Origin of the sequence: Enterococcus sp. E5-37 (assembly GCF_035726925.1) — a bacterium.
Lineage (GTDB): Bacteria > Bacillota > Bacilli > Lactobacillales > Enterococcaceae > Enterococcus_B > Enterococcus_B faecium.
Map to the genome: position 1 here is coordinate 1 of NZ_JAPMLG010000004.1, position 14271 is coordinate 14271.

At 38.1% G+C, this 14271-nt stretch carries 12 protein-coding genes; 6 read left to right on the top strand and 6 right to left on the bottom strand.

The features are described from left to right. Both OS138_RS04115 and OS138_RS04120 read left to right on the top strand, forming a co-directional pair. A partial coding sequence (locus OS138_RS04115; protein ID WP_231414544.1) for an Ltp family lipoprotein occupies positions 1-281 on the top strand: 281 nt, incomplete at its 5' end. Between the two features lie 196 nt (positions 282-477). Continuing rightward, a complete protein-coding gene (locus OS138_RS04120) occupies positions 478-1614 on the top strand; it encodes a site-specific integrase (RefSeq protein WP_010829618.1) in 1137 nt (378 codons plus the stop codon). Between the two features lie 92 nt (positions 1615-1706). On the opposite strand, the gene lepA is transcribed toward OS138_RS04120, so the two are convergent. Then, complete coding sequence (lepA, locus tag OS138_RS04125; RefSeq protein ID WP_002301558.1) at positions 1707-3542, bottom strand: translation elongation factor 4; 1836 nt, start codon at positions 3540-3542, stop codon at positions 1707-1709. A gap of 146 nt (positions 3543-3688) precedes the next feature. On the opposite strand from lepA, the gene OS138_RS04130 reads away from it, so the two are divergent. Genes OS138_RS04130 through OS138_RS04140 form a run of 3 tightly spaced genes read left to right on the top strand, consistent with a single transcriptional unit; the run spans position 3689 to position 6087 of the window. After that, complete coding sequence (locus OS138_RS04130) at positions 3689-4909, top strand: GNAT family N-acetyltransferase (protein WP_002301557.1); 1221 nt, start codon at positions 3689-3691, stop codon at positions 4907-4909. 19 nt (positions 4910-4928) lie between these two features. Beyond that, positions 4929-5423, top strand: coding sequence for a nucleoside 2-deoxyribosyltransferase (locus OS138_RS04135; RefSeq protein WP_002301556.1), 495 nt, complete (start codon positions 4929-4931; stop codon positions 5421-5423). Further along, positions 5401-6087, top strand: coding sequence for a hypothetical protein (locus OS138_RS04140; RefSeq protein WP_002323661.1), 687 nt, complete (start codon positions 5401-5403; stop codon positions 6085-6087). The genes OS138_RS04135 and OS138_RS04140 overlap by 23 nt, the downstream gene beginning before the upstream one ends. Before the next feature lie 146 nt (positions 6088-6233). On the opposite strand, the gene clpB is transcribed toward OS138_RS04140, so the two are convergent. After that, positions 6234-8843, bottom strand: coding sequence for an ATP-dependent chaperone ClpB (gene clpB, locus OS138_RS04145; protein ID WP_002301554.1), 2610 nt, complete (start codon positions 8841-8843; stop codon positions 6234-6236). Positions 8844-9192: 349 nt separating this feature from the next. On the opposite strand from clpB, the gene OS138_RS04150 reads away from it, so the two are divergent. Continuing rightward, the gene (locus tag OS138_RS04150; protein ID WP_002322596.1) at positions 9193-10617 is read left to right on the top strand and encodes an IS1182 family transposase; all 1425 of its coding nucleotides are present in this window, start codon (positions 9193-9195) and stop codon (positions 10615-10617) included. 15 nt (positions 10618-10632) lie between these two features. Here the strand turns inward: OS138_RS04150 and OS138_RS04155 are convergent, their stop codons facing one another. From OS138_RS04155 to pepT, 4 genes are all read right to left on the bottom strand, one after another. Further along, positions 10633-11679 (bottom strand): lysylphosphatidylglycerol synthase transmembrane domain-containing protein, encoded by a 1047-nt coding sequence (locus tag OS138_RS04155; protein WP_002300648.1) that lies wholly within the window; start codon positions 11677-11679, stop codon positions 10633-10635. Between the two features lie 10 nt (positions 11680-11689). After that, positions 11690-11962 (bottom strand): DUF1294 domain-containing protein, encoded by a 273-nt coding sequence (locus OS138_RS04160; protein ID WP_002330119.1) that lies wholly within the window; start codon positions 11960-11962, stop codon positions 11690-11692. Positions 11963-11996: 34 nt separating this feature from the next. Then, complete coding sequence (locus OS138_RS04165; protein ID WP_002300651.1) at positions 11997-12905, bottom strand: diacylglycerol/lipid kinase family protein; 909 nt, start codon at positions 12903-12905, stop codon at positions 11997-11999. Positions 12906-13036: 131 nt separating this feature from the next. Beyond that, a complete protein-coding gene (gene pepT, locus OS138_RS04170) occupies positions 13037-14269 on the bottom strand; it encodes a peptidase T (RefSeq protein ID WP_002288340.1) in 1233 nt (410 codons plus the stop codon). Positions 14270-14271: the final 2 nt, after the last annotated feature.

Below are 14271 nucleotides of genomic sequence, written 5' to 3' on the forward strand. Positions count from 1 at the left end.
GGAACGAGAATGCACTTCAAGCTGCTAAAGACTATTTAGATTATTCTGCTTTTTCTAAAGATGGTCTTTATGACCAATTGGTATATGAAAAATATACGCCCGAGCAAGCACAATATGCTATTGATAATATTAACGCTGATTGGAACGAGAATGCACTTCAAGCTGCTAAAGACTATTTAGATTATTCTGCTTTTTCTAAAGATGGTCTTTATGACCAATTGGTATATGAAAAATATACGCCCGAGCAAGCACAATATGCTATTGATAACTTACCTAATTAATAAAAATTATCTTTAAAAGATTAATTTATTAGAATATAAAAAGATCGGCCTTCGGGCTTTTCTTTTTAAACACAAAGGAACATAAGTTCGTGTACTTCTATTGAAAATACGGATTTTACATCTATTTCCTCTCTATATGTACCAAAAGAATTTAACTATCGTACTAATGACATAGCAATATGAAAGGACTGATTTTGTGCGTGGCGGTGTGAGAAAACGTGGAAAACGTTGGTATTATTATTTTGAAGATATCAATGATGATGGCTCAAGAAAAAAAGTGGAGAAAGTTGGCGGAGACACCCGACCAGAGGCCGAAGCTGCTTTACGAAAAGTTTTATCAGATATTGACGAAACAGGACAATACTTTTTAGGTACGGATACTCGAGTAAAACAATACCTTGATTTTTGGATGGAGGAATACGTTAAACTAAATCTAAAATACAATACCTATGAAAACTACCGATTTACCATCAAAAATCATATAAACGGTTATTTAGGAAAGAAAAAACTTACGGATCTCTCCCCTGCTCTTTTACAAAATTTCATCAATGCTGAATTTAAAAAGGGTTACTCGAAGAAAACAATGACTATTACTCACTCTGTCCTTAAGAATGCGCTGAATATGGCGGTTTATCCTTGGGGGTTAATCAAGCAAAATCCTATGCTGTATGTAAAGATACCAAAATACGAAGAACGACCAACGACTAAAAAAGATCTAAAAATCATTTCTCTTGAGGACTTTGATCATATGCTAGAAATCACTCCTGAAGGCCATCCTTTCTATATTCCTTTGAATATTGGATTTTATACGGGAATGCGCGTTGGCGAAGTTTGTGGTCTGACGTGGGATAATGTCGATTTTTCAAATGGAACAATTACTGTAGAGAAACAAATGGTAAAGAATGATGGCGCATGGGTATATGGTACACCAAAGACAAGCAGTTCCAATCGAACGATTTTTATTGGACAAACCTTGCTAGCAATTCTGAAAAAACATAAGAAACAACAATTAGAAAATCGAATGAAGTATGGAAAGCTCTACATTGATTCAAATGCAGTATGTACGAAGGAATACGGTGAGCTAGTTACGCCAAGTGTAGTGAAATGGAATACTAGAAGGATATCGAATGCACTCTCCCTCTCTTTTAACTTCCATTCTCTCAGACATACTCATGCTACACTTCTTCTCGAAAATGGCGCAAAAATGAAAGAAATCTCTGAACGATTGGGCCACAGCAGAATTTCAATTACGATGGATACTTACTCGCATGTAACAGATAAGATGAGAAATGAAACGGTCGATATCATGGAAAATCTTAGAAAGAATTCTTGATTTTTGCCACCGAAAAAAACCACCGGTGGCAAACCGGTGGCAAATCCATGTAAACATGGTTTATTTTTTACACTGTTTTCAAACAAACCTTGCTACTTCTTACTTTCTTCCTCATCCATCTTCAGAACGGCCATGAAGGCTTCTTGCGGAACTTCGACTGAGCCGATTTGTTTCATCCGCTTCTTCCCTTCTTTTTGTTTCTCTAAGAGTTTACGTTTACGAGAAACATCTCCACCATAACATTTAGCCAAGACGTTTTTACGCAAGGCTTTGATGTCTGAACGGGCAACGATTTTTTGTCCAATAGCTGCTTGGATTGGCACCTCAAATTGTTGGCGTGGGATTAGTTTTTTCAGTTTTTCAACGATTGCTTTTCCACGTTCATAGGCAAAGTCTCGGTGAACGATAAAGCTTAATGCATCGACTTTTTCTCCATTCAGCAAGATATCCATCTTCACTAACTTGCTTTTTTGATAACCAGACATTTCATAATCCAATGAGGCATAGCCTTTCGTGCTTGATTTCAATTTGTCGAAAAAGTCAAAGACAATTTCAGAAAGCGGAATATTATAGACGACATTTACTCGGTAATCATCTAAATAATCCATCGTAATGAATTCTCCCCGTTTTCGTTGAGAAAGTTCCATTACTGCACCGACAAAATCATTTGGGACCATGATCTGTGCTTTGACGAATGGTTCTTCTACATCCTGGATCGTTACAGGTTCAGGAAAATCTGCCGGGTTATCTACTGTAGCAGTCGTACCATCCGTTTTATTAACATGGTAAATAACGGATGGTGCAGTCGTGATCAATTCTAGATTGAATTCCCGTTCCAAGCGTTCTTGGACGACATCCATATGAAGAAGTCCGAGGAATCCACAGCGGAACCCAAAACCTAATGCTTGAGAGGTTTCTGGTTCGAATTGTAAAGCAGCATCATTCAATTGCAGTTTTTCTAAAGCTTCCCGCAAATCGTTGTAACGAGAAGTATCAATTGGATAAAGACCACAATAAACCATCGGATTCATTTTTCGGTAACCTGGTAAAGCTTCAGCGGCAGGATTGTCTGCTAACGTTACTGTATCCCCTACTCGTGTATCTTGGACAGTTTTGATACTTGCTGTGATATAACCGACATCACCGACCATCAAAAAGTCTCTAACAACTGCTTTTGGCGAGAAGACCCCGACCTCTGTAACATCAAATGTTTTTCCATTACTCATCAGTTTGATTTTGTCTCCGGGTTTGACCATACCGTCCGTGATTCGGACATTTAGAACAACACCGCGGTAACTATCATAAATAGAGTCAAAGATCAAAGCTTTTAGCGGTGCATCTAAGTCTCCACTTGGTGCAGGAACATATTCCACGATCTGCTCGAGAATATCTTCAATCCCAATCCCTGATTTGGCACTAGCTAATACAGCTTCACTAGCATCAATTCCGATTACGTCTTCGATTTCTTGACGGACACGTTCGGGATCTGCTGCGGGTAGGTCGATTTTATTGATGACTGGCAGGATCTCCAAATCATTGTCTAAGGCTAAATAAACATTGGCCAATGTTTGGGCTTCGATTCCTTGTGCTGCATCGACCACTAAAACGGCACCCTCACAGGCAGCAAGGCTTCGAGAGACTTCATAGGTGAAGTCGACGTGCCCTGGGGTGTCAATCAAGTGAAAGATATATGTTTCTCCATTTTTCGCTGTGTAATTGAGTTCTACAGCATTTAATTTAATCGTGATTCCACGTTCACGTTCCAAATCCATCGAGTCTAACAGCTGATCTTGCATTTCGCGAGACGTCACAGTGTGCGTCATTTCTAAAATACGATCGGCCAATGTAGATTTCCCATGGTCGATATGAGCGATGATCGAAAAATTACGAATCTGCTCTTGGCGTTCTTTCATTTTCTTTATATCCATAGCGTCTCCTCTTTTCATATAATCAGCACTTTCCATTATACCAACGAAAAGCAGTAATTTAAAGAGTTTTTAATTAGTCAGCTATAGAAGTTTTTTTTGTAGAATTTTGCTATACTGTTATCAAGCTAATAAATGGAGATGAAAAAATGGATCAAAAAGATTTTAGAGAAAATCTTGAATTAAAACCGGTCACTCAAGAACATATCGATCAATTCAATGAATTGCTTTCCTATGTGTTCCAAGTGACTGAAGCAGATATCGAGGAAAGCGGGTTTGAGAATAAACGAGCTTTTATCCGTTCCAAAAGACCGATTTTGGAAGTATCGAAAGTGTTCGGATGGTTCCACGAAAATAAACTGATCTCTCAAATCGCTATCTATCCTTGTGAAGTCAATATTCACGGTGCACGTTATAAAATGGGTGGTGTGACTGGAGTTGGAACTTATCCAGAATATGCGAACCATGGATTGATGCAAGATCTAATTATCGTTGCATTGGATAATATGCGCAAGAATAAGCAATGGATCTCTTATTTGTATCCTTATAGTATCCCCTACTATCGGCGTAAAGGATGGGAAATCATGTCTGATAAACTTTCCTTTAAAATCAGAGATACACAGTTACCTAAACAAATCCCAGTAAGTGGTATGGTTGAGCGATTACCAGTTGATCATCCAGACGTATTTTCCGTTTATGACAAATTTGCCCAACAAAACCATGGTGCTTTATTCCGCAGTGATTTTCATTGGGAAGAGTATTGGCGTTTCGAAAATGAAGATGAGCGCACAGCCGCTGTCTACTACGATAGCAACCATGAACCAAGAGGTGTTCTATTCTACTGGGTAGCTGAAGAAATATTTCACGTAAAAGAAATGTTCTATCTTGATCAAGAAGCTCGAAATGGCTTATGGAACTTTATTTCCGCACATTTTTCCATGATCTACTGGGTACATGGAGATATTTATAAAAATGAGCCTTTAGCATTTTTGATTGAAGATAGTCAGATCAAAGAGCAGATCGAACCATATTTTATGGCTCGGATCGTTGATGTAAAAGAATTCCTTCAACGGTTTCCGTTTGTTGGAACAGCTGATGCTTTTCATTTCATCATTGAAGATCCTGTCGCTCCTTGGAATAATGGCGTCTTTGCTTTAACATGGGATGAACAGGGAAAAGTCCGTGTCTTGAATGAACCTATAGGAAAATCCGTTCGATTGAATATCCAAACATTGACTTGCTTGATGATGAATTATCGACGTGCTTCTTATTTGGCAAGAATCGAACGGTTAGAAACAGATGAAGAAACACTGAAGTCACTAGAGCGTATCATTCCAAACATGGAAGCTTACTTTAGCGATTATTTTTGATAAAAAGGATGATGTTTAGATGAAAATTTATTTTGCCGCACCAATGTTTGCTAAAAGTGATTTGTTATATAACCAACAGTTAGTTAAAGAAATCAGAGAGCTCTCTTCTGAGCTTTCGATCTATCTTCCTCAAGAAAATGAAGCAATCAATGACAAAACTGCTTATGCAGACAGTCGAATGATTGCTCTTGCTGATACAGAAAAAGTGTTGGCTAGTGATTTAATGATTGCTTTACTAGATGGGCTGACGATCGATGCCGGGGTAGCATCGGAAATCGGTGTGGCTTATGCGAAAGGCATCCCAGTGATCGGCTTATATACTGATACTCGACAGCAAGGCGGAACCCACCCGAAAAAAATCGCTGCACTACAAGAAACAGCTGAAAATCAATTTCACTACCTGAACTTATATACAATAGGTCTGATCAAATTGAACGGAAAAGTGGTTTCTTCAGAAACTGAGTTGCTTTCAGAAGTAAAAAGATTTTTAGATGGAGGGACTTTCAGTGATTAAAGAAATCAAAAAGGTGCAAATAGCTTTACTTGCTTTTGGCATATTCGTTGTCTGCTATAATTTTTATGAATTTATCACACAAAAATATTCGACTTCTCAAGGAATCACATTTATCGTGGAATCTTTATTAGGGATTGCATTGATTTTCATGCCACAAGTCATTTTGAAAGTTTTCAAACTTAAAATACCAGCAGCAATCGTTTTGTTTTACTGGTTTTTCTTGTTCATCTCTGTCTTTTTAGGCACAGGGATGCATTTGATCAGTATCATCTCTTTTTGGGACAAAATTTTACACGCTGTGAGTCCAATGGTCCTGACAGCTCTTGGCTATGGATTGATTGGTTACTTGATGAAAGATGCTGAGATATCAAAAACCAGTCCTTGGTTGTTCCTCTTATTCGGCTTTGCGTTTGCTGGACTTTGCGGCGTGTTTTGGGAGTTCTGGGAATTCTTATGTGACCAATTCTTAGGCATGAATCTTCAACGCTTTGCTGCTTCTGACGGCACACTGTTTGTCGGACGAGCAGCATTGATGGATACGATGGGCGACTTGCTGACAAATACGATAGGTGCTGCCTTGATGGGATTGTTTGCTTGGTCTCAAAGTAAAAAAGATGAGCGTTATTTTGAAAGTTATAAATTAGAAAAAGTAAAAAATATTTAATAAAAGAGATTGTGGCAGAAGCGGGCAGCTTCAAGGAATTTCGACTTATTTTTCGAAGAAGCTACTTCTGGAATTTATTCGGAAAAAGGGGGTGTGACACTAGTTGTGTCACACCCCCTTTTTCTTTCATAGTCTCAATTTGAAGATTAGACGATTTCTTCTAGTTCTTCTGTTTTGAAATGAAGTTGTCCATCAAGTAAAGTAATCGTTACTTTTGATTTAGGCATAACATGCCCTGCAACGATTTCTTTAGCTAGTGGTGTTTCTACTTCCTTAGTGATAAATCGTTTCAGTGGTCTTGCACCATATGCTGGTTCATAAGCATTTTCAGCAATCCACGTTTTGGCTTCATCACTGATTGTCAACAGGATTTCTTGATGTTCCAGACGTTGTGCCAATTGCGCCACCATTTTGTCAACGATTCCTTTCACGTTGTCTAGGCTCAATGGTGTAAATAAAATTGTGTCGTCGATTCGGTTCAAGAATTCTGGTTTGAAGTTTCCACGTAATAGCGTGTTGACTTGTTCAGCCACTGCTTCTGGAATCGTTCCATCAGCAGTCACGCCTTCCAGCAGTAACTGTGAACCGATATTGCTGGTCATGATCAGAACCGTATTTTTAAAATCTACTACTCGCCCTTTTGAATCAGTCAAGCGTCCGTCATCTAGGACTTGTAACAAGATATTGAAGACATCGGGATGCGCTTTTTCGATTTCATCCAACAAGACGATTGTATAAGGATTTCGTCTGACAGCTTCCGTTAATTGACCACCTTCTTCGTAACCTACATAGCCTGGAGGAGCTCCGACTAGACGAGACACAGCATGTTTTTCCATATATTCACTCATATCGATCCGTACCATATGATCTTCTGAGTCAAACAAGTTCTCAGCTAACGCTTTCGCTAATTCGGTTTTTCCGACACCAGTTGGTCCTAGGAAAAGGAAAGAACCTAGAGGACGATTTGGGTCTTGCAATCCAGCCCGTGAACGAATTACCGCGTCACTGACCGCATCAACTGCTTCATCTTGACCAATCACTCGTTTATGAAGTGTTTCATTCAATTTAATTAGTTTTTCTCGTTCACCTTCTACAAGTTTCGTTACGGGGATACCCGTTAATCTGCCAACGACTTGAGCAATCTCATTTTCGGTAACGGACTCTTGAACCATCTTAATCTCGCTGTCTTTTGCTTTAGCTTCTAATTCCTTCAATTCTTTTTCTAATTGAGGTATCGTACCATGACGCAATACAGCAGCGCGTTCTAAATCATAGTTATTTTCTGCATCTTCTAATTCGTGTTTTGCTTTATCGATTTCAGCACGTTTTGCTGAAACAGAATTGACTTCTTCTTTTTCTGTTTCCCACTGCATCTTCATCGCATTTGCTTCTTCACGAAGTTCAGCTAATTCTTCTTGCAAATTTTTCAAGCGTTTTTTACTTGCATCATCTGATTCTTTTTTCAGTGCAGCTTCTTCGATTTCCAACTGCATCAAACGTCTAGTAACTTGATCTAATTCCGTTGGCATAGAGTTCATTTCTACCCGAATCGTTGCACTGGCTTCATCGATCAAATCGATTGCTTTGTCCGGTAAGAACCGATCAGTAATATAACGGTCAGATAAAGTAGCTGCTGCTACTAATGCGTTGTCATGGATGTTAACACCATGGTGGATCTCAAAACGTTCTTTTAATCCACGCAGAATACTGATCGTATCTTCCACTGTTGGTTCTTTGACTAATACCTTTTGAAAGCGACGTTCCAACGCTTTGTCTTTTTCCATATATTGACGGTACTCATCTAAAGTTGTGGCACCGATCAAATGTAATTCACCGCGAGCAAGCATTGGTTTCAACAGATTTCCGGCATCCATACTTCCTTCTGTTTTTCCTGCCCCTACGATATTGTGGATTTCATCGATGAACAAGAGGATACGTCCATCACTTTTTTTGACTTCTTTCAAGACTGCTTTTAGTCTTTCTTCAAATTCACCGCGGAATTTTGCTCCAGCGATCAATGCACCCATATCTAATGAAAAAATCGTTTTATCTTTTAAATTTTCAGGCACATCTTTGCGTACGATACGTTGAGCAAGCCCTTCAACGATTGCCGTTTTCCCTACACCGGGTTCTCCTATCAGAACAGGATTATTTTTTGTTTTTCGTGAAAGAATACGGATGACATCACGGATTTCTTCATCACGACCGATGATTGGATCCATTTTTCCGCTTTTGACTTGCTGTACTAAATCAACGCCGTATTTTTCTAATGCTTTGTATTGTTCTTCTTGGTTTTGTGAGGTCACTCTTTCTCCTCCTCTCATCTCTTCGATGTTTTTACGCAATTCTTTTTCAGATAATCCGTTTTTATTCAAATAAACAGTTAACGGATAATTTTTTAATTTCATCAACGCTAAAATAACGACTTCCGTTGAAAGAAACTCGTCGCCGAAGCTTTCACGTATTTGGTCTGCTTCATTCAATAATCGAAAGAAATTCTGGCTGAGGTTTTGTCCATATTGGACGTTTCCACCAGAAACAACTGGATACTCATCCAGTAGACGATCAATTTCATGTTCAAAAGATTCGACATCCAATCCGGCATCCGTATAGAAATTTCGACCAAAATGATTAGGTTGTAAAAAGATTTTCCATACATGGGCAATGTCGATATCTTGGTGTTTTCGAGTGACCGCAATCTGTTGAGCTTCAGCAATCGCTTCTTGAAGCGTCGTAGTCATTTTCTCAATATTCATACAGGTATACCCTCCTAATTAAAGGTAAGATCACTTATTTCTTTGATCTTTACAAAAACTATTATATCGCTTTGGTCAATTTTGGTCAAAATATACACATAGTTTTTTGACTTTTTTTCTCGACTTATATAAATCTTAAAAAACAAAATTGATTGTATGTATATAAAAAAAGAGCCAAACAAACGTAAAATTATCTTATCCATAACGTTTTTCTTTGATTTGATAAAAAGGGTAGATCTTATAAAAGACCTACCCTCAGACTGTAGACAAACTCCTAAATTTGGAGTGTTGTTTGCAGTTTTTTTGTTTTATACTCATTGTATAAACTATTCTGGGAGTGATTCTAACGATGAGAAAACAATCGATTGAAGGTAGAAATCAATTTGCTATGTTAACAATTGATGATCTTGTACCTAAAGATCACTTAGTTCGAAAGATTGATGCTGCGATTCAGTTTGATTTCATTTATCCCATTGTAGAATCTACGTATTCGACCCATGGTCGTCCCAGTATTGATCCAGTGGTCTTAATTAAATTAGTATTTATCCAATATTTATTTGGTATCCGTTCGATGAGACAGACTATTAAAGACGTTGAAACAAATGTTGCTTATCGTTGGTTTTTAGGTTATTCATTCGAGGATCCTATCCCGCATTTCTCTACTTTTGGTAAAAACTATGTTCGAAGATTTAGAGAAACAACTTTATTTGAAGACATTTTCTCTCATATTCTAGAACAAGCTGTAAAAGCTGGCTTCGTTACGGAAGACAACCTTTATATTGATTCTACTCATATTAAGGCAAATGCCAATAAACATAAGTTCACAAAAGAAATGACCTACGGTCAAGCTAAAGCTTATCAAGATGAATTAGAAGATGAAATAAATAAAGAACGTATTGCTGTAGGAAAACGTCCTTTTACATGGGACATAGAAAGTGAGTTGAGTCTTCAAAAAATAAGTCATTCAGATCCAGAAAGTGGTTACTATGTTAAAGGTGAACGAGAAAAACAATTTGCTTATTCCGCGCATACTTCCTGTGAAGATAATGGTTTTATCTTATCTACATTAATCACACCAGGAAATGTACATGACAGCCAAGTCGCAATCGATCTGGTCAAACAGTCGAAAAGAGCTTTTCCAAATATAAAGCGTGTTGTCGCTGATGCAGGATATAAGACGCCTAAATTTGTTCATTTTCTGTCACACTTGAAACTCTACCCGATTCTTCCATATACTGTACCTCATGGAGTAAAAGGAATGTTTCGTAAAAAAGACTTTGTTTATGATGCCTATTTTGACTGCTATTTATGTCCCAATAATCAACCGTTGTTATTTTCAACTATCACTCGTGATGGTTATCGAACCTATAAATCAAATCCAAAATTCTGTAGGAGTTGTCCATTACTTAAAAACTGTACTTTGAGTACAAAACATCAAAAAATAGTAACTCGACATGTTTGGGCGGATCTTATGGATGAACTTGAACACCAACGCCATACGGCGTTGAATAGAGAAATTTATAAAAAGAGAAAACAAACCATTGAACGAATATTTGCAGATGCAAAAGAAAAGCATGGTATGCGTTGGACGAAATATCGAGGTCTCGAAAAAGTCGCCACGCACACGATGCTTACGTTTGCTGCCATGAATTTAAAAAAACTAGCCACATGGCTATGGAAAGCAAAAAAGCCTATGGCTTTTTATTTCAAATTTCTACAAAGACTAACAAAAAGGAGTTGGCAATTAAGCCACTCCTTTTTGTCTACAGTCTGAGATCTTATAAAAGACCTACCCTTGATTTTCTTTATTCTCTTTTTTTACTTCTATTATTTCTTCTTTGATCACTCTTCGCCGTTCAGCAATCACATACACAAATCCATAGAGAAATGGCAAGATAAAGGAACTGAAACGATACAGTAAAAGCGAAGAAACTGCGTCAACTGTTCCAACAACTGGTCTGAATAATAACAAATAGACAAATTCAAAGGAACCAATACCAGCAGGCGTAGGAATAACCCCTGAAAGCACTACTGCAAAGCTGATAAACGAAATGGTCAGTAGAAAATCTATTTTAGGATGGTTTTCAATCAGAATCAAATAGGGAAGTACATACCAAAATACAAGTTTTAACATATTCCATAGATAAATCCGCAATAGCGCAGTCCTGTCTTGGATAATGGTTTGGACCGTTTCCCTTAAAGAGTAGATCTGCTGATTGCATGTATCCACCCATTTTCGCAAACGCTCACTCTTAAATAACTTATTCGATAAGCTGACAAAAAATATTTGGACATTCAAGCTGACGGACATCGCCAATAAAAAGGCAACAATCACGATCGTCAAAAGGATACCAGCGATGATAAACCAGATCATTGACGGACCATTAGAATAAAAAAGAGAGAATTGGATGACCAAGCCAGCTAATGCATAAGTGATCACTGCCAGTTTGTACATAATCATATGGAGTGCTGTCACCCCTGCTCCCTGGGATAGCTTCATTCCTTTTTTGTTATAAAAATAAATCTCCGAGATCAGCGTTCCTGTACCAAATGAAACGATTCGGTAAAACGCAATATAGCTAGAGGTCAAGAACCCATCTTTCGTTGTAAAATTCGGCGCGAAAGGTTCAGCAATTTCTTTGATTGAGCGCCCTTCAGCGATTTGGTAAACTGTCCCTAATATAACAGCTGCTACCAAAACAACAATACTGGTAGACAGCAATTCGGCAAAGATATCTGCAAATGATTGATTGATTAAATAATAAATAATGGCAAAAATCACAACCAGCAAAAGCAGATTTAGAATGATTTTAGTTTTCGTTCCTTTAGACGACATCTCCTGCTCCTTAATGGAAAAAATAAATGAGAATCAAATCAACAAGTACACCTGCAGCGAATCCTATAGTAAACTTCTTTTTCCGCGTTTTATGATGGAAAACTTTTCGAGAGATCAATCCTCCCAAACCACCGCCTAACAGGCTGACAAATACCAAATTATTCTCAGGAACACGCCAGTCGCTAGTTCTAGCCTGATGTTTATCATACCCCATCAGACAAAATAAGTAAAAATTCACAATGAAAAGGTAAAACCACAAAGGATTGTGTAACAATACATCCATTACTCTTCTTCCAACTTTCTGTTAACTACTATTTCTAAGCTTTTTCTTCTTTCTTTGGTGAATAAACTGTTAATCCTTTTGATACAACAGATAATTCAACTGGAAGATCATCTGTCGTGTCTCCATCCGTTCGAGTGCCCACAGATTTTTCCTGCGCTTGGATTTTCATGCGTTTGGCTGTGAAATAAGTAATGCCGGGGATCGTATAGAATTTGCCTCTCATGATTCTAGGCAAATAAAAAATAAATCGGAAAATATCTAAGGAAGGTACGATCGTTACATGGAATTTTCCATCATCTGGGGTCGCTGAGTCGTCAAAATTTGTAAAACCGCCCACGGAGTTAGACATCGTGACTGTCAACAGTTGGGATTTTCCTTTCCAATGCTCCTCGTCTGTTTCTAAATCCAAATGATATTTTTTCTTCTTCAGCAATAACTTAAAAAACTTCTTGATAAAGATCCACGAGCCGTAACGCTGTTTTTCTTCTTGACTGATCCAAACTGCTGTATCTGCTAAGATTCCGATTGTCAGTGTAGAGATAATGACTTCATCATTGACTTGACCATAGTCTATTTTCCGTACATTACCTTCCAGGATCACGTCAGCAGCTTCTTCTTTTTTGAGGGGAATCTCAAGAAAACGTGCAAGGTTGTTGACAGTTCCACCTGGAAGTAATCCGACATGGTATTGAGATAATGTTTTTTGGAACGCTTGGACGATATGATGAATCGTGCCGTCTCCACCTATAATTACTAAAGTATCAGCTTCTATAGCTTCTGCTTTCTTGACTAATTCCGCATCATCAATCGATGGGCCAGTTTCAGCTAGTTCTACATATAATTCTGGCTGCTTTTCTTTTACATAATCTTGAAACCAGCGTGCTAATTTCTCACCCTCATCTTTCCCTGAACTTTTGTTATAAAAAACTAGCAGCTTTTCCATTCTTTACCTCCTATTTACTCTTCAAAAAAGAGGGCGGGACAACCAATTCCATTGTCCTGCCCTTTAGCCTTAGACAGATGACATTCCATCATTGGGACGAACGCCTTGTCATAAGCTGTTCTTTTTCGATTTTAACTCTTTGTGTTCAATTCTGCAATTTTTACAATCACGTCTGTTGCTTTTTCCATTACTTGTAAAGAAACAAATTCGAATCGTCCGTGCATATTTTCTCCTCCGGCAAATAGATTTGGCGTCGGAATACCCATGTAAGAGATTTTTGAACCATCTGTTCCTCCACGAACTGGTTCGATCACTGGAGAGATACCAAGCTCGATCATTGCTTGTTTCGCTAATTCCACGATGCTCATATCTTTTTCAATGATTTCTTTCATGTTGTAATATTGATCATACATATCTACTTTGATTCGTTCTTGATCAAATCGCTGATTCAACTCTTCTTGGATATGGGTGATTTGTGCTTTGCGTGCTTCGAATTTTTCACGATCATGATCGCGAATGATATAACTCATAGAAGCTTCTTCAGGATTCCCATCCAATGCCATCAAATGGAAGAAACCTTCGTATCCTTCCGTTTTTTCTGGAACTTCATCGGCTGGAAGCTGATTATGAAAATCGATTGCTAACTGTAGAGCATTGATCATTGTATCTTTTGCCGTCCCTGGATGTACATTTTTCCCTTGGATCGTGATATTTGCTTGAGCAGCACTAAACGTTTCATACTGCAACTCACCTAAAGGACCACCATCGACTGTATAAGCAAAATCTACATCGAATTGCTCAACATCGAATTTATCCGCTCCGACACCGATTTCTTCATCAGGACCAAAAGCCACTTTGATGGTACCGTGAGGGATAGAAGGATTATTGATCAAGATCTCCATTGCAGTCATGATTTCCGCAATCCCTGATTTGTCATCTGCTCCCAGTAATGTACTGCCATCTGTTGTGATCAATGTGTGGCCTTCATAATTTTTCAAATTTGGAAAATCTTTTGTATTCAATGTATAGCGTTCTTCCGCATCTAGTACGATCGTCGACTCACCATCATAGTTTTCAATGATTTGTGGATTGACTCCTACTGCATTAAAATCTGCTGTATCCATGTGAGAAATAAATCCAATGGAACGCACTTCATGATCAACATTGCTTGGTAATGTTCCCATAACGAATCCGTTATCTTCATTATAGAAAACATCAGCTAAGCCTAACTCTTCCAATTCTTTTTTCAATTCTTGCGCAAAAGCAACTTGTGTCTGAGTCGATGGAGTCGTTTTGCTTGTTGCATCGGAGCGTGTTTCTGTTTTGACATATCGTAAAAAACGTGGCAAAAGATTTTCGTACATAG

Coding starts and splice junctions, on each gene's coding strand:
- lepA (WP_002301558.1), bottom strand. CDS start 3,542: ATGGATATAAAGAAAATGAAAGAACGCCAAGAGCAGATTCGTAATTTT.
- OS138_RS04130 (WP_002301557.1), top strand. CDS start 3,689: ATGGATCAAAAAGATTTTAGAGAAAATCTTGAATTAAAACCGGTCACT.
- OS138_RS04135 (WP_002301556.1), top strand. CDS start 4,929: ATGAAAATTTATTTTGCCGCACCAATGTTTGCTAAAAGTGATTTGTTA.
- OS138_RS04140 (WP_002323661.1), top strand. CDS start 5,401: ATGGAGGGACTTTCAGTGATTAAAGAAATCAAAAAGGTGCAAATAGCT.
- clpB (WP_002301554.1), bottom strand. CDS start 8,843: ATGAATATTGAGAAAATGACTACGACGCTTCAAGAAGCGATTGCTGAA.
- OS138_RS04150 (WP_002322596.1), top strand. CDS start 9,193: ATGAGAAAACAATCGATTGAAGGTAGAAATCAATTTGCTATGTTAACA.
- OS138_RS04155 (WP_002300648.1), bottom strand. CDS start 11,679: ATGTCGTCTAAAGGAACGAAAACTAAAATCATTCTAAATCTGCTTTTG.
- OS138_RS04160 (WP_002330119.1), bottom strand. CDS start 11,962: ATGGATGTATTGTTACACAATCCTTTGTGGTTTTACCTTTTCATTGTG.
- OS138_RS04165 (WP_002300651.1), bottom strand. CDS start 12,905: ATGGAAAAGCTGCTAGTTTTTTATAACAAAAGTTCAGGGAAAGATGAG.
- pepT (WP_002288340.1), bottom strand. CDS start 14,269: ATGTACGAAAATCTTTTGCCACGTTTTTTACGATATGTCAAAACAGAA.